This is a genomic window from Alkalibacterium gilvum (genome assembly GCF_900109085.1).
Lineage (GTDB): Bacteria > Bacillota > Bacilli > Lactobacillales > Carnobacteriaceae_A > Alkalibacterium > Alkalibacterium gilvum.
On sequence record NZ_FNYW01000005.1, the window covers coordinates 12,864 to 36,158 of the forward strand.

Consider the following 23,295-nt stretch of genomic DNA (forward strand, 5'->3'; position numbering starts at 1 on the left):
TTTGGCTACATTAACTGATGTTGCAAAGAAAGCGAATGTTTCAAAAATGACGGTTTCACGTGTGATCAATCATCCCGAGCAAGTAAGGGATGAGCTGAAAGAACTTGTATACGAGGCCATGAGAGAATTAAATTATCGGCCTAATGCAGCCGCAAAGGCGTTAGCCAATAAGCGGACACAAATTATCAAATTACTTATTTTGGAAGAAATGGATACAACCGAACCGTATTACATGTTTCTCTTAACAGGAATTGCGAATGAATTAGATAAGTACGCATATAGTTTACAATTATTAACCCGAAACAACGTTCAAATTGGTGATTCTGATGGCTTTATTGTTTGTGGCATGAGAAAAGAGGATGAAGAACTTATCAAAAATTTGGATAAGCCTGTTGTTCTTTTTGGTCATAATGAAATGGGCGAAGACTTCATCGATAGTAACAATGAACAAAGTATGGCAAAGGCAACGCAATATGCCATCGAAGAAGGGTATGAAAATATCGTTTATATTGGTATTGATATTGATGAACCCTTTGCGCATGCTAGGGAAAAGGGCTATACAAAAGTAATGGCTGATAATGGAAAAGAAGCATGTACTTATACCCTGGGTAATCGCTCCCGCTACTCAGCTGCTTTTATTAAGGAACATTGGAATGAATTTCAAAAAAACACGTTGTTTCTATGTGCGTCAGATCGATTAGCGATGGGGGTAGTACGTGAAATTAAAGAACAAAATGGAAATATTCCAGAAGATTATGGAGTGATTGGACATGACGGCGTATTTCTAGATCAAATTGCCCACCCTCATTTAACGACATTGAAACAATCAATTACCGAAATGGGAGCCGCTTGTGCCAGGATGGTATTGAAAAAAGTGAACCAAGACGGGAAGCCACAAGGAAATCAATTGTTTGAAACAGAGTTGAAACGTGGCGGGACGACACGTTAAGTAATTACTCAAAAAAAGCTTTTAATTGGACGGCTTGTTCGTCTAGTTAAGAGTTTTTTTCTTGTTCGGTGATAGGATCAAATGCCAAATGGAAAAACAGAACAAAATAAAAGGGAGAGACCGTTATTTTATATTACATATGAAACTGTTACCGATAACACAACGATAGTTCTTGTTTATTTATCTCTAAATGCTAAAATCGAATTGAAATCGCTTCAATTAAAGAAGATGAATAACTAAATAAACAATTAAAAATAAATTATACTATATAAAAGGAGCTTTTTATGGATACAGCAGCAATTTATCATCGCTCAGAAAGTGAGTATGCTTATTTATACGAAAAAGGACACTATCATATTCGCATTCGTACGAAAGCAAAAGACGTCGATAGTGTTGAATTAATTAGTGGTGACCCTTATTCTTTGGATGAAGAAAAATGGTATACAGAAGGTAAAGAAATGAAGAAAGTTGCAACGACAAATATGCATGACTATTGGATGATTGATACACATGAACCGACAAAACGCATGGCATATGGTTTTCGAGTGATTGGAAAGGACGGCATCGAGATATTCTATTCCGATCAGGGAGTCTATCCCTTTGAAAAAGCATTCCTTGAACAGATGAATTTCTATTTCCGGGTTCCTTATATTCACGAAATTGATGCCTTTCGCGCGCCGGATTGGGCGAGTGAAACCATTTGGTATCAGATTTTTCCAGATCGTTTTAATAATGGAGACAAGAGTAATGATCCCAAAGGCACGCTTTCTTGGGGGAGCAAAGCGCATCCGTCCCGTGATGATTTTTACGGAGGGGAATTACAAGGTGTGCTGGATAAATTAGATTATCTAGAAAGTCTAGGTATCAATGGTATCTACTTCACACCGATATTTAAAGCACATTCTAATCATAAGTACGATACAATTGATTACAAAGAGATCGACCCAGACTTTGGGGACAAGGCTCTCTTTAAAAAAGTTGTGGATGAAGCTCATAAACGTGGTATCCGTATTATGATTGATGCCGTCTTTAATCATGTAGGCATTCAGTCCAGCCAATGGCAAGATATTTTAAAACATCAAGAAAAATCTAAATATAAAGATTGGTTCTATATTCACTCTTTCCCAGTTCAGGATGTCAGCGGTCTGAGTACAGATGAATTAGAGAACGTTGGTCGTGTAAATTATGATACGTTTGCCTTTACAGGCCATATGCCAAAGTTGAATACAGCTAATCCGGAAGTTCAAGACTATCTTCTGGATATCGCGACTTATTGGATCAAGGAATTTGATATTGACGCTTGGCGATTGGATGTAGCGAACGAAGTGGACCATTTCTTCTGGAAACGATTCTTTAAAGAAACAACCGCAATTAAAGAAGATCTCTATATTTTAGGAGAAATATGGCATTCATCCCAGAATTGGTTGAATGGGGATGAATTTCATGCGGTTATGAACTATGCATTTACTGATAATATTGAGAATTATTTCTTTAAAAAAATACTCTCACCGTCCCGTTTGGTGTCTAGCTTGAATAGTCAATTAATGCTATACCGAAAGCAAACAACAGAGGTTATGTTTAACCTATTGGATTCACATGATACACCTCGTGTCTTATCAAAGGCTAACGGGAATAAGCACCTTGTGAAATCTGCTATGGCTTTTCTCTATTCACAACCAGGTGCACCGTGCATGTATTATGGTACGGAGATAGGCATGGACGGGGAAGCGGATCCTGATTGTCGAAAGTGTATGATCTGGGATGAAAACAAGCAAGACCATGATATGCTTGACTTCTCCAAAGGACTTATTCAATTTCGTAAAAAATATCAGAAAATTTTAAGTCACGGAGAGACCGAATGGCACGATGTTAGGGATGATGAGCAATTTATTGGCTTTAAACGTAAGCTAGGGAATCAAGAACTGCATTTCTACTTTAACCAAGATGAGGATGCAGCCTTTCTCCCGTTACTCCCTTATAATGCAAAAAAAGTTTTTGGGTTTAATGAAGAGACCTATGAACAGGATGAAGTCCTTCATCAGAATGGTTTTTCAGTATACTATTATGTAGATAACGAAGAAGAGAAGAAGCAACGCATGAGTAAAAAACGTCAACGTGCAAAGAAACGAAAGGTATTACTTGAAGCAATACGAACAACTTGATTGTAAGATTCTAGAGATTGGATGTGGAGATAATGAGAAGAATAGCGAAAATTGACCCATGGAAAGTGATCACTACTGAGGTTAAACAGGATAAACGCGTCCAAGAAAGTTTAACATCTATTGGTAATGGCTACATGGGGTTACGTGGAAATTTTGAAGAAGGATACTCTGGTGATACGCATATTGGAACATATTTAGCCGGTATATGGTATCCAGATAAAACACGCGTTGGCTGGTGGAAAAATGGGTATCCGGAGTATTTTGGCAAGGTCATCAATGCAACAAACTTTATCCCTGTAAGGATTCTTATTGACGAACACCCAATTGATTTAGCCGTCGATGAAGTAAAAGAATATCAGCTTGAACTGGATATGAAAACAGGACTACTTAAGCGTACATACGTCTGGTCTAAAGACGGTATCGAAGTCGAATTTAATTTCACACGCTTTGTTAGTATTAAAACCAAGGAATTAGCTGTCATCAATATTGAGGCAAAAGTGCTTCGAGGTAACCCAATGATTGAAATAATGCCTCTTCTTGACGGAGATGTCGTAAATGAAGATAGTAACTATGATGAGAAGTTTTGGCTTGAGTGCGATCGTGGCTTAACACCGTATCCATATTTAACAACAAAAACGCTTGAGAATAACTTTGGAACTGAGCGATTTACAGTGACAACAATGATGAGTAATCATGTTAAAGGACTAAGTAAAGAGGATACAAACGAAGCTGAAATGATGGTGTCTGAAACCTATAAAGGAAATGTACCTGAAGGGGAAACGGTCACGTTGACAAAGCATGTGTCTGTAGTAACAAGTCGGGATAGAGCGGCGTCGGATCACATAAAAGTCGCACAAGGTATTCTAGATGAAGCTAGCAAGGAATCATTTAATGAGTTAAAGAATGCACATATAAATGAGTGGGCAGAACGTTGGAATAATGCCGATGTTGTGATTGATGGAGATGCGGAAAGTCAGCAGGGGATTCGTTTCAATATATTCCAACTGTTCTCAACGTATTACGGAGAAGACCCGCGTTTAAATGTTGGACCTAAAGGCTTTACGGGCGAAAAATATGGGGGTGCAACGTATTGGGACACAGAATCGTGTATTTTACCTATGTACTTGTCGATAACGGATAAGGAAGTATCCAAACAATTATTGTTGTATCGATATAACCAGCTTGAAGAAGCATATGTTAATGCATCCAAACAAGGGTTAAAAGGCGCTTTGTATCCTATGGTGACATTTACAGGAATTGAATGTCATAACGAATGGGAAATTACCTTTGAAGAAATACATCGTAATGGTGCGATTGCTCATGCAATATTTAATTACACGACGTATTATGATGATGAGTCGTATTTACTTGATCAAGGCGTTGAAGTATTAACAGGTATATCTCGCTTCTGGGCCGACCGTGTTCACTATTCAAAACGTGCAAAAAAATATATGATCCATGGCGTAACTGGGCCAAATGAGTATGAAAATAATGTTAATAACAATTGGTATACCAATACAATGGCTGCTTGGACGTTGCGTTATACATTAGAAACACTGGATAAATTATCTAATGAAAAGAAAGCGCAGTTAGATATCAGCGACCACGAACGAAATCAATGGCAAGATATTGTTTCAAATATGTACTTCCCTGAAGATGAGGCATTAGATATTTTCGTTCAACATGATACGTTTTTGGATAAGGATTTGCGCCCGGTAGATGCTCTTAGCCAAAATGAACGCCCAATCAATCAGAATTGGTCATGGGATAAAATTTTGCGCTCACCATTTATTAAACAGGCAGATGTCTTGCAGGGCATGTACTTTTTGAATCATGAATTCAAGTTTTCTGAGAAAGAAAATAATTTCAACTTTTACGAGCCAATGACTGTGCATGAATCGTCTCTTTCACCTTTAGTCCATTCGATTCTCGCTTCAGAATTAGGAAAAATAGAAAAAGCCTTTGAAATGTATGAACGGACAGCGCGTTTGGATCTGGATAATTACAATAACGACACTGAAGACGGCCTGCATATTACATCAATGAGCGGTGGATGGCTGTCTATCGTTCATGGATTTGCAGGTATGCGTACATTGACTGGAGAGCTGTCTTTTGCCCCTTATTGTCCTGAAAAGTGGAATGGATATGACTTTAAACTGAAGTATCGTGGACGACTAATTCAAGTCATCGTTCATAAAGAAACGGTAGAGTTTGTCTTAGAAGAAGGCGACGCACTAAGCTTCACATTATACGATAAAGAAGTCCTACTCAAAGACAATCTCAAACAAGCTATTCAAAAGTAAAAAAGAATAGAACGTATCTTCGGATGAGTTCTCACTTTTGAAAAGCAAAAGAGCTCTTTTGTTGAACTAACAGAGAGAGCAAACACAGTGGATGAGTATCACTTAAAACGAGAGAGCTGTTACACGCTTATTGTCATAATTTGAGTGAGTAGTTTCAAAGTATATCAGTAAGCATAAAATGATTTTACCCCCTATAAAAGCAATAACAGAAAAAAAGAGAGATGATGATCTCTCTTTTTTCATAGTTAAAATAATTAGAAATCACAAGGAGGACATTATGATTAAAGGATTAATATTTGACTTAGATGGCGTAATCACAGATACAGCAGAATATCACTATCTAGCATGGAAAAGTTTGGCAAAGAAACTTGATATAAAAATTGATCGGGAATTTAATGAACAATTAAAAGGAATTAGCCGCATGGATTCACTGGATTTGATTCTTAAACATGGAAACAAAGAAAATGAGTATACGGAAGAAGACAAGTTAAAACTGGCCGCTCAAAAAAATGAAGAGTACCAAACATATATTGAAAAAATTACGTCCGATGATTTACTTCCAGGAATAGAATTATTACTTAAAGAAGCTAAGGAAAAAGAAATGGGGATGGCCTTGGCTTCCGCAAGCAAGAATGGTCCAAAAATAATTAAACAACTAGGAATCGATGATTTATTTAAAGGAACTGTTGTTGATCCGGCTTCATTAAAAGCTGGGAAACCAGCCCCTGAGATATTCCTTAAGGGAGCTGAATTGTTAGGAATAGAACCAAATGAATGTATCGGTCTGGAAGATGCTGAAGCTGGTGTTGAATCAATCAATGCAGCAGGGATATTTTCAGTTGGAGTTGGCTCGAAATCTGCAATGGCAAAAGCCGATTATATTGTAGAAAGCACGAAAGAACTAACTTTAAATGACATTTTAAATCAAGCCCAAAAATAAGAATGTAAGGAGAGAAATACTTTATGAAGTGGTGGCAGAACGCAGTTGTTTATCAAATTTATCCACGTAGTTTCAAAGATAGTAATGGGGATGGTATTGGTGACATTCCAGGAATAATCAGTGGTTTAGATTATTTAGAAAATCTAGGTATTGATGCTATCTGGTTGAGTCCAGTGTATCAGTCACCTAATGACGATAATGGATATGATATCAGTGATTACCAGGCAATCCATCCAGATTTTGGAACGATGGAGGATATGAATCAGCTTATAAAAGAAGCAGATAGTCGAGGCATTAAAATCATTATGGATCTGGTCGTCAATCATACAAGTGACGAGCATAAGTGGTTTGTTGAAGCAAAGAAAAGTAAAGATAATAAATACCGCGATTATTATATCTGGCGTGATCCCGTTAATGACGACCTACCCAATGACTTGAAATCCACGTTTAGTGGTCCAGCTTGGGAATATGACGAAAAGACTGAACAATATTATCTTCACTTATTTAGCAAAAAGCAACCAGATTTGAATTGGGAGAACGAAGAGGTTCGCCAGGCAATATACGACATGATGAATTTTTGGCTTGATAAAGGTATCGGTGGTTTCCGCATGGATGTCATCGACTTAATTGGTAAAAAACCAGATGAAAAAATAACTGGAAACGGACCTAAATTGCATGACTATTTGCAAGAAACGCACGAGTTAACTCTGAAAAATAAAGATGTTATGACCGTTGGTGAAACATGGGGAGCGACACCTGAAACAGCTAAGCTTTATTCTGATCCAGAACGTGATGAATTATCGATGGTCTTTCAATTTGAACATATGCAACTGGATGAGCAAGCAAATGGCAGCAAATGGGATTTAAAAGCACTTGATTTAATAGAATTAAAAAAGGTAATGAGTAAATGGCAAGTTGAGTTAGAAAACAAAGGATGGAACAGCCTTTTTTGGAACAATCATGATCTTCCTCGAATCGTCTCTCGATTTGGTGATGATGAAAACTATCGTGTTGAAAGTGCTAAACTCTTCGCGATTCTGCTACACCTTATGAAGGGAACACCCTATATTTATCAAGGGGAAGAAATTGGTATGACAAACAGAAGCATCCAATCGATTGACGACGTGGATGATATTGAAAGCATCAACATGTACAAGGAAAGATTAGATGAGGGCTATTCTAAAGAAGAACTTATACATGCAATCAATACTAAAGGACGCGACAATGCGAGAACGCCCGTACAGTGGAATGCAACGGAAGAAGCAGGGTTCACTACTGGCAAACCCTGGTTACCCGTTCAACCTAATTACAAACACATTAATATTGAAGCAGCCCTTGAATCGGATGAATCTATCTTTTATACGTACAAGGAACTCATTACACTACGCAAGGAAAATCCAATTGTTGTATGGGGTGATTATGAACTGCTTTTACCCGAAGATGAAACACTCTTTGCTTATAAGCGTAGCTACGAAAATAAAACCTGGTTAGTTTTAGCCAATGTCAGCAAAGAAACCAAAGAATTGAAAATGCCTGAGAACAACTCTATCGAAAGAGTAATTATGTCGAATTATGGTAGAAATGAAATTGACTTGGAAAGCATAGAATTACAGCCTTTTGAAGCCTTTGTTTTGGAATTAAAAAGGGGTTAAAAAGTAAGTAAAGTATGAGAGGAAACCTGATACCGGTAACATTGGAAAAACAATTGCAACCGCTAACGAAAGCTTATATAGTTAAAATGTAATCACTTACAAAACATGTTTTAACAAATCAGATTTCTTTAATTTTTAATATGCGTTAGAAGATGAAGTGAGAGACAAATGTAGATAAAAATATATTAGGAGGTAATACAATGTTAGAGAAGAAATTATGGTACAAAGGGCTATTACTACTTTCCACTGCTGGACTACTTGCTGCATGCGGAACAGGTGATAATTCAGATTCAGAAGATACATCAGGTGATACTTCAGAAGATACTGCAAGTAACGAAATTCCTGAAAAACCTGACACACTAAAAGTTTGGGTCAACGATGAAGAAGCACAATTAAACGCTTATGATGAAATTACATCTAACTTTACTGAAGAACATGGTATCGAGATAGAAATTACACCGTACAGCATGTTGGAGCAAACAGAAGGGATGAGTCTAGATGCACCGTCTGGTCAAGGACCTGACTTATTCTTCCAGCCCCATGACCGTATGGGAGATATCCACTTGCAAGGTTTAGCTGCAGAACTGGAATTAACAGATGATCAAATGGATCGTTTGGGTGAGTACAACGAAGAAGCTGTAACGGCATTCAGTTATGAAGGAGCTCAATATGGTATTCCAGCTGTTGTTGAAACATATGGTTTGTTCATCAATACAGATCTGGTCGAAGAAGCACCTGAAACAATAGAAGACTTGACTCAGACCGCTGCTGACCTGACTGAAGGCGAACAATACGGCTTTATGATGAACGCGGCCGACTTATACTTCACCTATCCGTTTATCACTGCTGATGGTGGCTACATCTTTGCCCAAAACGAAGATGGTTCTTACGACACATCAGATATCGGTTTAAATACACCGGAAGCTGTTGAATCAGTGGAAAGTATTCAATCATGGTTTGAAGATGGACTTATGCCTCAAGGAACTGATTTAGAAGTTGCGAACAGCTTGTTCATGGACGGACAAGTAGGAATGATCATCAACGGCCCTTGGGCTATTCCAGACTATGAAACAGCACTTGGAGATAGCTTGATGGTTGCTGAATTGCCTTCAAAAGATGGCGAGCAATTAACATCATTCTCAGGAAACAAGGGATGGCTTGTTAACTATTATACAGATAATCAATATTGGGCAACAGAATTGGCACTCTTTATGACAAATGCAGAAAGTTCAGAAACATATTATGATGTCGCTGGTGAATTACCTGCACACACAGCTGTAGAAATTGAAGATGAGCTAATGGCACCGATTTTTGCTCAGACAAAAAATGCACATCCAATGCCAAACATTCCAGAAATGTCACAAGTATGGGATCCAATGGGTGATGCGCTTCAGTTTATCCAACAAGGCGACGATGTACAGGAAGTATTAGATGAAGCTGTTCAAACAATTGAATCAGAAATTTCACTAATGGGTCAATAATTAAGATAAAGTATAGCGTCTAGCTAATTTGAAATTGGAGATTGAGTTACTTTTGACTCGATCTCCTTCTTCATATTAGTTGATTATGTGTAAAGAGCTGATATGTTCAACTCTTTAGACATAAGGAACTACTATAAGGCGAGTAGAAGGAGAGAAATTATGGCTAGTAACAATAATCAAAATAAACCGACTCAGACACGTGTGGCCAATATGAATCATAGTCCAAAAAAGGCAATGTTGTTATCAATTATACCCGGTATGGGGCAGATTTATAATAAACGAAAATTAAAAGGAATTGCCCTATTTATACTATTTGCTGCCTTTGCATTTGTGATGTTCGATTTTGTTACCTCAGGGCTGCAAGGACTGATTACGCTTGGGACAGAAGCACGAGTGGATGACTCACGTGTTTACTTAATCGAAGGTATTTTAGCATTACTTTTCACGCTGTTTTATGCGGCACTTTACTGGATTAATATTCAAGATGCAAAGAATGAAGCACAGAAAATCAGAGATGGCTGGGTGCCTGGAGGAGTAATCGAAAACTTCCGAAATTCTTGGGATACTGCTTTTCCATATGTACTGATTGGACCAGGTTTTGCCCTTTTAATATTTGTAGTTATTTTACCCCTATTGTTTATGGCGTTTTTAGCCTTTACAAACTACAACCTATATAATGCACCCCCACGTAACTTATTAAGTTGGGTAGGCTTTGAAAACTTTATTCGACTGGTTACATTGTCTGAGTGGCGCGACACCTTTTTAAGCGTACTCACTTGGACAATAACTTGGACATTTGTCGCAACGACGTTACAAATTTCCTTGGCAATGTTTTTAGCTATTCTAACCAATGATAAGCGGATAAAAGGAAAGAAATTTATTCGTACCATACTTATTTTACCATGGGCAGTCCCAGGGTTTGTCACCATTATTATTTTCTCAGCATTATTCAACGATAACTTTGGTGCGATAAATACAGATATTATTCAACCCTTATTCAATACGACCATACCCTGGATGACAGAAGTGATGTGGAGTCGTATTGCGATCATCATGATTCAAGTTTGGCTCGGCTTTCCTTATGTTTATGCCCTATTTTCAGGGGTACTCCAAGGAATATCCGATGACTGGTATGAAGCAGCGGAAATGGACGGAGCTTCGCGGTGGCAAAAATTTACAAACATTACTTTCCCACATTTAATGTTTGCGACTGGTCCACTATTGTTAACGCAGTATACCTTTAACTTCAATAACTTCAATATTATTTACTTGTTTAACGAAGGCGGGCCAGCTATTCGTGGTCAGAATGCCGGGGGGACGGACATCCTGATTTCTTGGGTCTATAACTTGACCTTCACTAATTCGCAGTTCAGTATGGCAGCTGCCATTTCACTGATCTTAGGAATTATTGTCGCAACCTTTGCGTTTTTCCAATTTAGACGCTCACGTTCGTTCAAAGAGGAGGGCAACATGTAATGAATAAACTTTTCAAAAAAATAAGCAGCAACCAGATGAACCGCAAGCAAAAGAGTCGCTTCGAAGTGGCATTGATTTACTTGGTCCTAGCTGTAATGTTCGTCATCATCGCCTACCCGCTTTTCTGGGCTTTTGCGATGTCGATGAATACGACAAGCAATCTTTATACAGCATCGCTATCGCCAGAAAACTGGTCATTGGAAAACTTTAAATGGCTCTTTACTAATCCAAGAAGTGATTATCTACTCTGGTATAGGAACACACTCTTTGTATCGACAGTAGTCACTATTGTTACGACTCTAACAGTTAGTTTTGTTGCCTATGCCTTTTCTCGTTACCGATTCAAAGGACGTAAGAATGGCTTGTACGCTTTCTTGCTTCTACAAATGTTCCCGGTATTAATGGCTATGGTAGCTCTTTACATTTTACTTAATATTGTGGGACTTCTAGATAATTTATGGGGCTTGATACTCATCTATATTGGCGGAGGAATTCCAATGAATGCCTTCTTGGTCAAGGGATACTTTGATACCTTGCCGAAATCATTGGATGAATCAGCTAAAATGGATGGCGCTGGTCATTTCAGAATCTTTTTCGAGATTCTTTTACCCCTTGCCAAACCGATCTTATCCGTTGTAGCGTTATTCAACTTCATGACGCCTTTCATGGATTTTATATTACCGCGGATTGTGTTGCGTAGTCCTGAGAACTATACGCTAGCACTCGGGCTTTATAACTTCGTTAATGCTCAGTTCTCGAACAACTTCAGTCGATTTGCGGCGGGAGCAGTACTGATTGCTGTACCAATCGCAACGGTCTACTTGATGCTCCAAAAATACCTTATTTCAGGGTTAGCATCAGGTGCAACAAAAGGATAAAACACATAAAAAGTTCTGGTTTATACCAGGACTTTTTTGCTGCTTAAAAACCTGATACCGTTAACATTGGAATAGATGTTGAATGAAATACCATTAGTCTTTAAGCTAAGAGTTAATAAAGAAGTTATGAAGTAAGCTAAAAAAAGCAATGCTAAATAGGAGAATGATTAAATGAAAAAGCAATGGTGGAAGAAGGCTGTGGCGTATCAAATTTACCCTCGCAGTTTTTATGATTCTAATGGTGATGGTGTTGGAGATATTCGCGGCATTATAGAAAAACTTGATTATATAAAAGAACTAGGTATTGATGTTATCTGGGTCAGCCCGATTTATCAATCACCTAATGATGATAATGGTTATGATATCAGTGACTACCATGCCATTATGGATGAATTTGGTACAATGGAAGATTTCGATCAATTATTGGAAGAAACACACAAACGCGGTATGAAAATCATTATGGATCTTGTTATTAACCATACCTCAGATGAACACGAATGGTTTGTTGAGGCACGCTCCTCCAAGGATAACCCTTATAGGGATTATTATATTTGGCATCCTGGTACGCCAGATAATTCTGATATTAATAATTGGGAATCCATTTTTGGTGGTTCTGTCTGGGAATATGATGAACAATCAAAAGAATACTACATGCACGTGTTCTCAAAGAAGCAACCAGATTTAAATTGGGAAAACAAAGAAGTACGTGAAAAGTTATATGAAATGGTTAACTGGTGGTTAGACAAAGGTATCGATGGCTTCAGAGTCGATGCTATTTCTCATATCAAGAAGAAAAATGGCTTCCCAAATATGCCAAACCCTTTAAATAAAAGATACGTTCCCTCTTTTGAAGGACATATGAATCAAGCAGGGATCGATTTGTTTCTATCGGAGTTTGCTGAACGTACATTGCATAAATATGATGTCATGACTGTTGGGGAAGCGAATGGGGTAACGATTCAAGATGCAGACAGATGGGTTGATGAAGAAAACGGTTACTTCGATATGATTTTCCAATTTGAGCATCTAGGCCTTTGGGGAGCAAATAGTGATGGCTTAGATATACACAAGCTTAAAGAAGTTATGACGCGTTGGCAGCATGGACTTGACGGACGAGGTTGGAATGCCTTGTTTATTGAAAACCATGATTTAGCACGATCGGTTTCTACTTGGGGGAACGATGCTGATTTAAGAAGGACTTCAGCTAAAGCGCTTGCTACTTTTTATTTCTTTATGCAAGGAACGCCTTTTATTTATCAAGGACAAGAGATTGGAATGACCAATGTTCAATTTGATTCAATTGAAGATTATGATGATGTTGGCATGAAAAATATGTACCAAGAGGAAATACAAAATGGACAGTCACATGAAGAGATTATGGCTTATATTTGGAAAAACGGACGTGATAATTCACGAACGCCGATGCAGTGGACAAGTGAGCCGCAAGCTGGCTTCACTACAGGACTTCCATGGATAGGTATAAATGCTAATTATCCGGATATCAACGTTGAACAATCGCTCAATGATCCTGACTCAATCTATCATTATTACAAAAAAATGATACAGATGAGACGAACAACACCGACACTTATTTATGGACACTATGAACTTATTGCCAAAGAACATGATCACGTTTACGCCTACCTTAGATCTTATGACAATGTGGTTTACGTCATTATTGTTAACCTTTTTGACCAGTCAACCACCCTTGATTTGTCAGAAGAGCTTGTCCTTGGCGAAATGAAATTGAGTAATTACAAAGTAAGCGATGAGTCTAATGCAAAAATGATTTTGCGTCCGTACGAAGCTCGCGTTTACAAAGTAGCTAAGCAAAAAGTATGGCATGATCCGAACTACTATGAACTGGACGAAAAACAAATAGAGAATGGAGGAGAAGAATCATGAAGAAAATAATGAATTTTGAATTTTGGCAAAAATTTGGTAAGGCTCTGATGGGAGTTATTGCTGTAATGCCAGCAGCAGGACTGATGATTAGTATTGGTGGGTCAATACCTCTAATTAATCCTGATTTACAAACATTGGTTGCATTTGGAAGCGTCATAGAAAATATTGGTTGGGCTATTATTGGGAATTTACACATTCTCTTTGCTCTAGCCATTGGTGGTAGCTGGGCTAAAGATAGAGCCGGTGGTGCATTTGCTGCCGGAATCAGTTTTATTCTGATTAATCGAATTACTGGTGCAATCTTTGGTGTGACGGGTGATATGCTCGGAGATGAGACAGCTGTTACGAAGACACTATTCGGGACAGAAATTCCTGTTGATGGTTACTTTACGAGTGTTCTTGAAGCACCTGCACTTAATATGGGCGTTTTTGTTGGGATTATTGCTGGATTTATGGGAGCAATGGCTTTCAATAAATATTATAATTTCAGAAAACTACCGGATGCCTTATCATTCTTTAACGGAAAGCGCTTTGTTCCCTTTGTCGTTATCCTATGGTCACTAATTGCTTCTGTTGTCTTGGCTTTTGTATGGCCAGTTATTCAAGGTGGAATCAATAGCTTTGGTGTCTGGATTGCAGAATCTCAAGATACAGCTCCAGTATTAGCGCCGTTCCTATTCGGTACACTTGAACGTCTACTCTTGCCATTTGGGCTACATCATATGCTAACTATACCCATTAACTATACCCCGCTTGGTGGCACATACGAAATTTTGAGTGGTGCTCAAGAAGGTGCATTAGTTTTCGGACAAGACCCGTTGTGGTTAGCTTGGGCGAGAGATTTAGTTAACTTAGATCAGGCTGGCGATACAAGCACATACCAATATGCTGTTGAGAATTTCATACCGGCCCGATTTAAAGTCGGACAAATGATTGGTTCTTCTGGTACACTCATGGGATTAGCTTACGCCATGTATAAAAATGTGGATAAAGATAAGCGTAAGGCCTACAAGTCCATGTATATTTCAGCTGGACTAGCTGTTTTTCTTACGGGTGTAACAGAGCCATTAGAATTTATGTTTATGTTTGCAGCTATGCCACTTTATGGTGTTTATTCCGTTGTTCAAGGGCTGGCATTTGCTATGGCAGATCTCGTTCCATTAAGGATACATGCCTTTGGAAATATAGAGTTATTGACACGTACACCACTCGCTTTGCGTGCGGGATTAGGCTGGGATTTATTTAACTTCATTTGGGTAACCTTACTCTTTGCTGTCGTGATGTATTTTATATCTGACTTTTTAATCAAGAAATTCAAATATGCAACACCAGGACGTCAAGGTAATTATGAGAGTGCGCAAGAAGAAACAACGTCCTCGGATAATAAAGAAGTAAACGCTGCTCAACAAGTCTATGACATTATTCATTTATTAGGTGGAAAAGAGAATATATCCGATGTGGATGCCTGTATGACACGATTACGCATTACAGTGAAGGATACAAATAAAGTCGGTACTGAAGCGCACTGGAAAAAAGCAGGCGCAATGGGGCTAGTCCATAAAGAGACTGGTGTTCAGGCTATTTATGGTCCGAAAGCCGATGTACTGAAATCAGACATTATGGATGTTCTAGATTCAAATACGGTTATCCCACCTTCATCTATTAGTGAGGATAATTCAGTCGAAGAGCAACCTGAAACAACCCCAATGGCTGACACTACAAAAGTGAGCCCGCAAGATATTTACTCTGTAGCCAATGGACAGCTTCTCCCTATTACAGAAGTCAACGACGCAGTCTTCTCACAGAAAATGATGGGAGATGGATTCGCAGTTGTTCCTGCTGATAATGCTGTAGTCTCACCTGTTTCTGGAAAGGTGACAAATGTCTTTCCAACAAAACATGCGATTGGCTTAGAGACGTCAGAAGGGGTGGAAGTCCTCGTGCACATGGGGATTGATACGGTTGAACTTGAAGGAACTGCTTTTGATGTGAAAGTGAAAGAAGGCGACACGATTGAAGTAGGTCAGTCCCTTGCTAGAATGTACCGAAATAAGGTTGAAGAAGCAGGAAAAGATACATCAATCCTTGTCGTCTTCACAAACCTTAACGAAACTCAGACCCTTGAAATAGAAGCTGAGAAAGAGGTTAAAGGGACCGATTATATTGGACGGATAAAGTAACTTATTCAAGGAGAGTGCAAGATGAAGGTCTTGACCCTAAATACCCATGCATGGATGGAAGAAGAATCTTATGATAAAATCGAAAAAATTATTGATAGAATACTAGCAAAAGATTATACATTTATAGCGCTCCAAGAAATCAATCAGTCGATAGAGGCGGAAGAAGTGGAGGACCCAGGATTTATACAGCCTGAAGGCGATGATCCTGGTATCCGTATTAAAGCTGATAATTTTGCCTTGCTCATTGTAAAAGGATTAAGAGAAAGAGGCTTAAACTATTACTGGAGTTGGACAGCGAATCATATCGGATACGATAAGTATGATGAAGGCGTAGCACTACTCTCTCAGACCCCCTATACTGCAGAGAGTTTGCGAGTCTCTAATAGTGATGACTATACCCATCACTATACAAGGCGTGTTTTAAAGGCCGCGACTAGGGTGAATGGGAATCGTTGGAATATACTCTCATGTCACTATTCTTGGTGGAAAGATGGAAAAGGTCGTGAGCTATTTAAGAGTGAATGGGATAGAACGAGAACCCTGTTGGAAGATGATGATAAAACAAGTCACTTAATTATGGGAGATTTCAATAATGAGGCCACTTTGGCTGGTGAAGGGTATAACTACATTAATATGACCACACCATTCCTATCAGATACTTACACTGAAGCCGAGAAAAAGGTTGGAGAAGCGACAGTGATAAGTGCCATTGATGGATGGGAGGGTCATGCGGATGAAAAACGGATCGATTATATTTTCACCGATAATAGAAAACATATCGACACATATCGTGTAGTTTTTGACAATGAAAATGGCCCCATAGTCAGTGATCATTTTGGTGTTGAAGTGGAACTGACCGAAAAATAACAAACACTATAGATAGTTAAAGCCTGCAGTAGCCTTATTGGTCTACATGCAGGCTTTTTTCAATGGGGAAAAGAGAATAGTGAAAATATTGAACCGCTTTTTTTTGAAAGAAAATCTAGTCCTTAAGACGTATTTACTCTGAAATAGCTTGTGTTATACTAAATATGTAGAAAATTAATGTAAAAAGTCATAAGGTGACTGTAGTCTAATATAAATAAAACGCTAGTTACACTGAAAGGAAGTTGGATAATGAAACTTCATAAAAAACAGAGAAAAACACCGCTATCTAAAATTAAATCATTAGCACTCTCCCTTTTTGATGCAAAAGTAGAAACAAAAAGGAAAGTGATGGTTGCTGGAATTATTTTGTATATTTTGAGTCCCGTTGATATTATTCCGGACTTTATTCCAATGGTCGGCTATGCTGATGATGTTATTCTGCCTATTCTTTTATTGGTTGCAGAAAGATTGCTCTCAAATGATGAAGAAGCGGAACCCGTTCGAGTGAGAAAAGAAGCTGAAAAAGTCGATTAATCAATTGGTTAAGCCTCTTCTAATGAAGAGGATTTTTTTATACCCTTCAATGAGCGAGGCAAGTAAAAGGTAATCTTGGTGCTATTTATCTATAACAAAAAAACAAGAACCATACTGAGTTACCCAGATATGGATCTTGTTTTTTCTATCGTGTCTAATTTAAATTGGGCAAGAGCCATCTTCACAAGTCTCGCCGTTTTTGTTGCCAACCATTTGTAGGTCAGGTTTGATTTCAAGTTCTGCTGCTATTTTTTTCAATGTATCCTGAAAAACTTCTTGCGGTTGAGCACCGGATATCGCATATTTTCTTTCAAAGACAAAGAATGGCACACCCTGGACACCGACAGCTCTCGCTTCTTGGATATCTTTGGTGACATCACCGTCATATTGGTTGCTTGAAAGAACGTTTTTGGCATCTTCACGAGATAGGCCGATTTTTTCAGCAATATCTAACAAGACATTGTCATCGTTTAATGCAAGATTATGAGTGAAATGAGCGGCTAATAAGGCTTCATCTGCCTCAGCACCTTTTCCTTGAGTTTCAGCGAACTTTGCTAATCTGTGAGCTTTTCTGGTGTTCGCACTAGTCATTTTTTCAAAATCGTAACTTAAACCAACTGACTCAGCTCGTGCTGTAATGGATGAATACATACCTTCAACCTGTGCCTCAGACAATCCTTTTTTCTTAGCAAATGCTTCTTTAACCTTCGAATTATCTACAGTAGAGGCTGTAGGATCCAACTCATATGCCTTGAATGCCACATCAACTTTACCGGCTAAGCCCGTTTCTTTGAGAGCCTGTTCTAGCTCTCTCTTTCCAATATAACAAAATGGACAAACATAATCGGACCATACTTCAATTTTCATTCTGATTCATCACTTCGCTTCCTAAAAGTAAGTTAGATACACTATACCAAGAGTATGTCAAAAGTACAAACAAAAAACACCTCACGATAAGTTATTATCTTGAGGTGTTTCATCTTAGTAAGTGCTTACTTATAAACTAAACGCATGTAAACTAGAACCGAGTAAGCTATAGTGGAAGAGTAGCTCTACGTTTCAGAGTGATCCACTTTTTTTAAGAAGCGGGAGAGTGGGTAAACACCGGCACTTTGAAATATGAAAGAAAATAAGGTGGTAATAAAAGCGACAGATATCAAAAAGACACTATTATCAATTGTAAGAGTACTTTCAGCCCAAAGAATTAATACGACAGACATCGTCCCTTTTATGCCAGCCCATGATAAAAGGAAAAGACCTGAGTTTAAATGTTCGAACTTTCTTCTCCAAGAAGGCACGACCAAGAGGGTACTTCCCAAAACAAGAAAGCGAGCAAGGATGGAAAGAACAAAAAATATCGTGGCAGTAATCCAAATAATTGGTTTTTGAAAATGAATATAGTGAACAGATTGAATCCCAATAAAGAGAAACAAGATTGATGATAAGGTTGGTTCAACCACATTCCAAAAGCCACCCAATGAGTCGCGAAACTCATCTTCTTTTTCATCATGCTTGGAAAAAGCAAATGAAAGTAGAATACCAGACACAACGGTAGCTAACACCCCAGAGGCATTCACCATTTCTGCTAAAGTAAAGCCACCATAAGCGATTAGAATACTTAGTATAACCTGATATTCATGGTGAGACGTAATATGTATAGCCTGGCTGAGGATCCAACCGAAAACAAGGCCAATACCTATTCCACCAAGAGAAACATAAGTAAAACTTTCCAGAAAATTAAGAGCAGAAAAACTGTTACCCGATTGAACCATCGATAAAAGGATAGTAAAAATAACAATACTGGTTCCGTCATTAACAAGTGACTCGCCTTCAACGATATCAGAAACTTCTTCAGAGCCTCCGCTGCCTTTCAATATTGAAACAACTGAAACAGGATCAGTGGGAACGAGAATGGCCGCAAGAAGAAAAGAAACACTCCACGACAAAGGTTCGAAAAAAGAGCTGACCCAATAGACTCCCGTACCTAGAAGTAAGACAGTTGCTAGCATTCCTAATGTACTAAACGTTAGAATGATGCCGGCATTTTTCTTTAGGGCCTGAGCAGAAAACTGGTAGGCAGAAACAAATATAAGCCCAGGAATAAAGATGTCATACAATACATCATGCGAAACTGAAAAATCAGAGAAAAGCGATAAGGAAGATAAAGCCATCCCTACAAGTACTAAAACAACGGGAACCGGGAAAAACTTTTTATTAATGTCGATAATAAAGACGATAACGCTAACTAGCAAAAGAACTAAAACTTGGTTTAATAAAACCATCGTACAATAACCTCACTTTCAAAATATAAATAATATGTTTATTTACAGAATAGCAAATATAGCTGATGAATTGAAATGAAGAGTCATTTTGGAGGGGGATAGTTTCAGGCGTAATAAAAAATGATAAGAAAAAAGTGATCGACCATATAGATGTCCGATCACTTTACGATTCAATTTTAAAAAATGAGCTGATAAATTAATCTTGGTAGACAGGACTTTTACGATTGAGCCATGAATATGACAAACCAATAATCAGTCCACCACCTACGAAGTTACCTAAGCCAGCAAACAGGAAATTGGTTAGTACGCCTGAGATAGTCATTCCTACAATGGGACTGTTTGCTGAGAAATAAGCCAGCGGAAATGATGAGAAGTTGGCTATTAAGTGTTCAAAGCCTAAGAAAGCAAAAATAAAAATAATAAATACCATGGCAATAACTTTTCCAGCATCGTCCTTCATTCTTATTGTGCTAAAAACAGCCGTATTCACAATGACATTTGCAAGGATTCCTTCAGTGAAAATTTGAAGGGGAGTTTTGCCTAATTTACCTTCGATGGCACTAAATAAAAAGTGATCAGCAGGCAAGTCTTGGAAAATCGATGTTAAAGAGACAAGATAACTAAAAATGATACCGCCAATTAAATTGAAGAATAAACAAGTGAAAAGTAGAATAAGTGCATTTTTAAATGATAAAAACTTTCTATGAACAGCAACAGTGGTATACATCATGTTAGATGTTCCAAGCTCCGCATTCATATAGATAATCATGATCAAAGACCAGCTGAACATAAAGGAATATAAAAATTTCCCAGATCCCGGCATCGCGCCCTCAGCATATTGAGCAGTAATCACAGCGATTGATGTTCCAAGAGTTAAAAATAATGTCGCAAGCATGGCTCGCATACCATATCCCATAACACTTGCATCAAGCAGATGTTTTTTCTTTTCGATACTTTTTTCAAGACTATAAAAGAGTCCCCTATAATTTGCATCCATAACGATTCCATCCTTTTTGTTAAGTTTTACACAATATTTATATCATACACCTATACCAAACATTTTTAAATGGAAAAGTGAAAAAAATTTCATTTTTTTTTATCTTTTTTTTTATAATTAATATACGACTTAAATTTATCTATATAAGAACATAGTGTTCTTTCTTTTTATCATCTAGTATTAAAGGTATACTATATGAAGAAATTGATTACTAAAAAGATAAATCACAGAAAGGTGCTAAAAAAATGAATAATAATGATCGGTTGGTGCGACTGCGTTACGCATTAGATATAAAAGATTCAGAAATGACAGAAATTTTTAAACTTGGGGAATCTAATCTTTCCATTGGAGACGTGCGTTATCTTCTTTCCAGAGAAAGCGAAAATGAAGTAGAGGACGATGAATTTACAGAGAATCACTATAAAAAAGAATGCAGTAATCGCTTGTTTGAATCATTCTTGAATGGTCTGATTGTTTATAAAAGAGGGCGTCAAATGACAAAGACAGGTGAGCCAGTTAAGATGACTCATGCTTTGAAGCATGACAAGGACGTCAACAATATCTTGCTTAAAAAGGTTAAAGTAGCCCTGAAATTGACGAATGAAGACATGCTCGATATTCTTGAAGAAGCTGACGTATATATTTCAAAAGGTGAATTGAGTGCTGTTTTGAGAAAGGAAGATCACCGAAACTATCAGGAGTGCGGCGAAAGATATGCACGGAATTTCCTTAAAGGCTTGGTAATAGAATATCGAGGGTAAGCATATAGTAAAAATAAATAAGCAGTAAAAAGTTCCTCATTATGTCGTGTATATTTAGATTGACTAAGTGAAATGGTATGGACTTTACGAAAAAATATTTGTGGGGTTAATTTTGTCCAAAATTTGTCTAAATGAAAGTGTAATATAACTGTAATCAGCTATTGTTTTTATACTATCCGTAAGAGTGGTACTATTAATCTAACGTTGAATAATAGTCGAATGATAAATGCATGATAAATGACACGTAAAAATACTGACATGATGGAGGAAATCACTTGAAAAATAAATTAGTCCTTGGCCTCGTTTCCTCGCTGTTGTTTACAACCGCTGCCCCGTTGATGGGAAATGTGGTTCAAGCAGAGGAATCTTTAGAAGAATTAAAAAAAGAGAAAGAAGCAATTGAAGACCGTTCAGAGGAGTTAGGTTCAGTTATTGAAGAAACTGAGTCAGAAATGTCTGCTCTAGAACAGGAAAGACAAGAATTGGAAACGAATATCCAGTCATTACAAATAACAATTGAAGGATTAACTAAAGATATTGAAACACAGGAAGAACGATTAGAGGAAAAAAATAAAGAAATTGAAGAATTAAATAAGGAAATTGAAAAATTAACCGAAGCCATTGAATTGCGAAATGAAAAGTTACAGACTCAGGCACGTGCAACTCAAACAAAGTGGAACCCGGCAAATATTGTACATATGATTATTTCTGCTGAAGATCTTTCAGATTTAATTGGTCGAATGGGTATTATTGGAACATTGGTTTCAGCTAATCAAACAATAATCGAAGATCAACAACGTGATCAGGAAGCTCTCGTCGAAGCCGAATCAAAAATCCAAGTAGAAAAAGAGCAGGTTGAAACACTTTTAGTTGAAGTAAAAGCGAATCGTGAAGAGTTATCTTTACAGCAAACAGAACTTGATAATGAAATCATGTACGTGGCGGAACGTTACCAAATGAATGCCACTGAAAAGGATCAATTTGTCAGTGACCAGTTTGTACTAGCTCAAGAAACAATGGCTTTGAGCGCAGATATAGAAGCAGAAGAAGAGCGTATTGCTGAAGAAAAGCGTTTGGAAGAAGAACGAATTGCTGAAGAAAAACGCCAAGAAGCTTTACGAGTTGCTGAGGAAGAGCGTTTAGAAAAAGAACGTATGGCAAGAGAAAAACGCGAAGAAGAACATGTTGCTGAAGAAAAAAGACAAACAGCAGAAAAAGCTGAAACAGTAGAAGAAGAAAAAGTTATGCAAGTTGTAAATAAAGACGAAAAAAATAATCAAAATAAGCAAAAAGAAAAAGCTGCAGAGAAACGCCGTCAAGAAAAAATCAAAGCGGAAAAAGCAACTGCTAAAGCAAGAGAAGAAGAAAGCGCTAGAAAAGAGAAAAAAGCAGCAAAAGAACGCGAAGAAGCCGCACGTAAAGCGGCAGCAGAACGTGCTGAGGCTGCACGCATAGCAGCAGAAAAGGCAAAAGCTGAAAAAGAAAAAGAAGAAGCATCGACGTCTTCAAACGGTGGGTGGCTACGTCCGGCCAGTGGATATTTCAGTTCAAGCTATGGCTACCGTATTCACCCCGTTACACATGAGCGCGGTTCATTCCATAATGGTCTAGATATTGCTGGAGGTGGGCCAATTAGGGCTGCACGTGCAGGAAGAGTTGTAGCCGCCTCTTACTCTGGGACGTATGGTAACAGAGTGATTATTGATCACGGTGATGGCTATCGTTCACTTTACGCACACATGCAGACGGGATTGAGTGTTTCTGTTGGGCAAAGTGTTTCGCAAGGACAACAGTTGGGAATCATGGGTACGACAGGACGATCAACAGGTGTACATTTACATTTCATTGTTTATAAGAATGGTAGAACTGTAAACCCAGCACATTATATCCGATAATTAAATACGAAAAAGCGAGGAGTTTTAAACTCC

Annotated in this window: 17 protein-coding genes; 14 read left to right on the forward strand and 3 right to left on the reverse strand. The window is 38.0% G+C overall.

Annotation, left to right across the window (positions count from 1 at the left end; translation table 11 throughout):
• Nucleotide 1 precedes the first annotated feature (1 nt).
• From BMX83_RS02855 to BMX83_RS02910, 12 genes are all read left to right on the forward strand, one after another.
• Nucleotides 2-949 carry a LacI family DNA-binding transcriptional regulator gene (locus BMX83_RS02855; protein ID WP_091633068.1) on the forward strand — a complete coding sequence of 316 codons (948 nt, stop codon included), beginning with the start codon at nt 2-4 and terminating at the stop codon, nt 947-949.
• A gap of 284 nt (nt 950-1,233) precedes the next feature.
• Nucleotides 1,234-3,111: a glycoside hydrolase family 13 protein gene (locus BMX83_RS02860; RefSeq protein ID WP_091633071.1), complete on the forward strand. Its 1,878-nt coding sequence runs from the start codon at nt 1,234-1,236 to the stop codon at nt 3,109-3,111.
• Between the two features lie 23 nt (nt 3,112-3,134).
• On the forward strand, nt 3,135-5,414 hold the full coding sequence (locus BMX83_RS02865) for a glycoside hydrolase family 65 protein (protein WP_281242032.1): 2,280 nt from the start codon (nt 3,135-3,137) through the stop codon (nt 5,412-5,414).
• A gap of 277 nt (nt 5,415-5,691) precedes the next feature.
• Entirely contained in the window at nt 5,692-6,354 is a 663-nt protein-coding gene (pgmB, locus tag BMX83_RS02870; protein ID WP_091633073.1) for a beta-phosphoglucomutase, read from the forward strand.
• Nucleotides 6,355-6,377: 23 nt separating this feature from the next.
• Nucleotides 6,378-8,006 carry a glycoside hydrolase family 13 protein gene (locus BMX83_RS02875; RefSeq protein WP_091633075.1) on the forward strand — a complete coding sequence of 543 codons (1,629 nt, stop codon included), beginning with the start codon at nt 6,378-6,380 and terminating at the stop codon, nt 8,004-8,006.
• Nucleotides 8,007-8,206: 200 nt separating this feature from the next.
• A complete protein-coding gene (locus BMX83_RS02880) occupies nt 8,207-9,487 on the forward strand; it encodes a sugar ABC transporter substrate-binding protein (RefSeq protein WP_091633078.1) in 1,281 nt (426 codons plus the stop codon).
• A 159-nt stretch (nt 9,488-9,646) separates the two neighbouring features.
• Nucleotides 9,647-10,963 carry a sugar ABC transporter permease gene (locus BMX83_RS02885; protein WP_091633080.1) on the forward strand — a complete coding sequence of 439 codons (1,317 nt, stop codon included), beginning with the start codon at nt 9,647-9,649 and terminating at the stop codon, nt 10,961-10,963.
• On the forward strand, nt 10,963-11,841 hold the full coding sequence (locus tag BMX83_RS02890; protein WP_281242029.1) for a sugar ABC transporter permease: 879 nt from the start codon (nt 10,963-10,965) through the stop codon (nt 11,839-11,841). Before BMX83_RS02885 ends, BMX83_RS02890 begins: the two co-directional genes overlap by 1 nt.
• Nucleotides 11,842-12,012: 171 nt before the next feature.
• Nucleotides 12,013-13,746 carry a glycoside hydrolase family 13 protein gene (locus tag BMX83_RS02895; protein ID WP_091633083.1) on the forward strand — a complete coding sequence of 578 codons (1,734 nt, stop codon included), beginning with the start codon at nt 12,013-12,015 and terminating at the stop codon, nt 13,744-13,746.
• Nucleotides 13,743-15,926 carry a PTS transporter subunit IIBC gene (locus BMX83_RS02900; RefSeq protein ID WP_091633085.1) on the forward strand — a complete coding sequence of 728 codons (2,184 nt, stop codon included), beginning with the start codon at nt 13,743-13,745 and terminating at the stop codon, nt 15,924-15,926. The genes BMX83_RS02895 and BMX83_RS02900 overlap by 4 nt, the downstream gene beginning before the upstream one ends.
• Before the next feature lie 21 nt (nt 15,927-15,947).
• Nucleotides 15,948-16,793 carry an endonuclease/exonuclease/phosphatase family protein gene (locus BMX83_RS02905; protein WP_091633088.1) on the forward strand — a complete coding sequence of 282 codons (846 nt, stop codon included), beginning with the start codon at nt 15,948-15,950 and terminating at the stop codon, nt 16,791-16,793.
• A gap of 249 nt (nt 16,794-17,042) precedes the next feature.
• Entirely contained in the window at nt 17,043-17,327 is a 285-nt protein-coding gene (locus BMX83_RS02910) for a YkvA family protein (RefSeq protein WP_091633090.1), read from the forward strand.
• Between the two features lie 159 nt (nt 17,328-17,486).
• Here the strand turns inward: BMX83_RS02910 and BMX83_RS02915 are convergent, their stop codons facing one another.
• The 3 genes from BMX83_RS02915 to BMX83_RS02925 all read right to left on the reverse strand — a co-directional run bounded on the left by BMX83_RS02915 (nt 17,487) and on the right by BMX83_RS02925 (nt 20,606).
• Complete coding sequence (locus BMX83_RS02915; protein WP_091633093.1) at nt 17,487-18,194, reverse strand: DsbA family oxidoreductase; 708 nt, start codon at nt 18,192-18,194, stop codon at nt 17,487-17,489.
• A gap of 185 nt (nt 18,195-18,379) precedes the next feature.
• Nucleotides 18,380-19,609: a cation:proton antiporter gene (locus tag BMX83_RS02920; protein WP_091633095.1), complete on the reverse strand. Its 1,230-nt coding sequence runs from the start codon at nt 19,607-19,609 to the stop codon at nt 18,380-18,382.
• Nucleotides 19,610-19,805: 196 nt separating this feature from the next.
• Entirely contained in the window at nt 19,806-20,606 is an 801-nt protein-coding gene (locus BMX83_RS02925) for a formate/nitrite transporter family protein (protein WP_091633098.1), read from the reverse strand.
• A gap of 245 nt (nt 20,607-20,851) precedes the next feature.
• Between BMX83_RS02925 and BMX83_RS02930 the strand changes: the two genes are divergently transcribed.
• Together BMX83_RS02930 and BMX83_RS02935 are read left to right on the forward strand one after the other, a co-directional pair.
• A complete protein-coding gene (locus BMX83_RS02930) occupies nt 20,852-21,367 on the forward strand; it encodes a YehS family protein (RefSeq protein ID WP_091633101.1) in 516 nt (171 codons plus the stop codon).
• Nucleotides 21,368-21,642: 275 nt separating this feature from the next.
• Entirely contained in the window at nt 21,643-23,262 is a 1,620-nt protein-coding gene (locus BMX83_RS02935) for a peptidoglycan DD-metalloendopeptidase family protein (RefSeq protein WP_091633104.1), read from the forward strand.
• Nucleotides 23,263-23,295: the final 33 nt, after the last annotated feature.

What these genes read in the sequence shown, in the direction of transcription:
- BMX83_RS02875 (WP_091633075.1), top strand. Translation starts at nt 6,378, where the DNA reads ATGAAGTGGTGGCAGAACGCAGTTGTTTATCAAATTTATCCACGTAGT.
- BMX83_RS02880 (WP_091633078.1), top strand. Translation starts at nt 8,207, where the DNA reads ATGTTAGAGAAGAAATTATGGTACAAAGGGCTATTACTACTTTCCACT.
- BMX83_RS02895 (WP_091633083.1), top strand. Translation starts at nt 12,013, where the DNA reads ATGAAAAAGCAATGGTGGAAGAAGGCTGTGGCGTATCAAATTTACCCT.
- BMX83_RS02860 (WP_091633071.1), top strand. Translation starts at nt 1,234, where the DNA reads ATGGATACAGCAGCAATTTATCATCGCTCAGAAAGTGAGTATGCTTAT.
- BMX83_RS02905 (WP_091633088.1), top strand. Translation starts at nt 15,948, where the DNA reads ATGAAGGTCTTGACCCTAAATACCCATGCATGGATGGAAGAAGAATCT.
- BMX83_RS02930 (WP_091633101.1), top strand. Translation starts at nt 20,852, where the DNA reads ATGAATAATAATGATCGGTTGGTGCGACTGCGTTACGCATTAGATATA.
- BMX83_RS02925 (WP_091633098.1), bottom strand. Translation starts at nt 20,606, where the DNA reads ATGGATGCAAATTATAGGGGACTCTTTTATAGTCTTGAAAAAAGTATC.
- BMX83_RS02910 (WP_091633090.1), top strand. Translation starts at nt 17,043, where the DNA reads ATGAAACTTCATAAAAAACAGAGAAAAACACCGCTATCTAAAATTAAA.
- BMX83_RS02885 (WP_091633080.1), top strand. Translation starts at nt 9,647, where the DNA reads ATGGCTAGTAACAATAATCAAAATAAACCGACTCAGACACGTGTGGCC.
- BMX83_RS02890 (WP_281242029.1), top strand. Translation starts at nt 10,963, where the DNA reads ATGAATAAACTTTTCAAAAAAATAAGCAGCAACCAGATGAACCGCAAG.
- pgmB (WP_091633073.1), top strand. Translation starts at nt 5,692, where the DNA reads ATGATTAAAGGATTAATATTTGACTTAGATGGCGTAATCACAGATACA.
- BMX83_RS02900 (WP_091633085.1), top strand. Translation starts at nt 13,743, where the DNA reads ATGAAGAAAATAATGAATTTTGAATTTTGGCAAAAATTTGGTAAGGCT.
- BMX83_RS02915 (WP_091633093.1), bottom strand. Translation starts at nt 18,194, where the DNA reads ATGAAAATTGAAGTATGGTCCGATTATGTTTGTCCATTTTGTTATATT.
- BMX83_RS02920 (WP_091633095.1), bottom strand. Translation starts at nt 19,609, where the DNA reads ATGGTTTTATTAAACCAAGTTTTAGTTCTTTTGCTAGTTAGCGTTATC.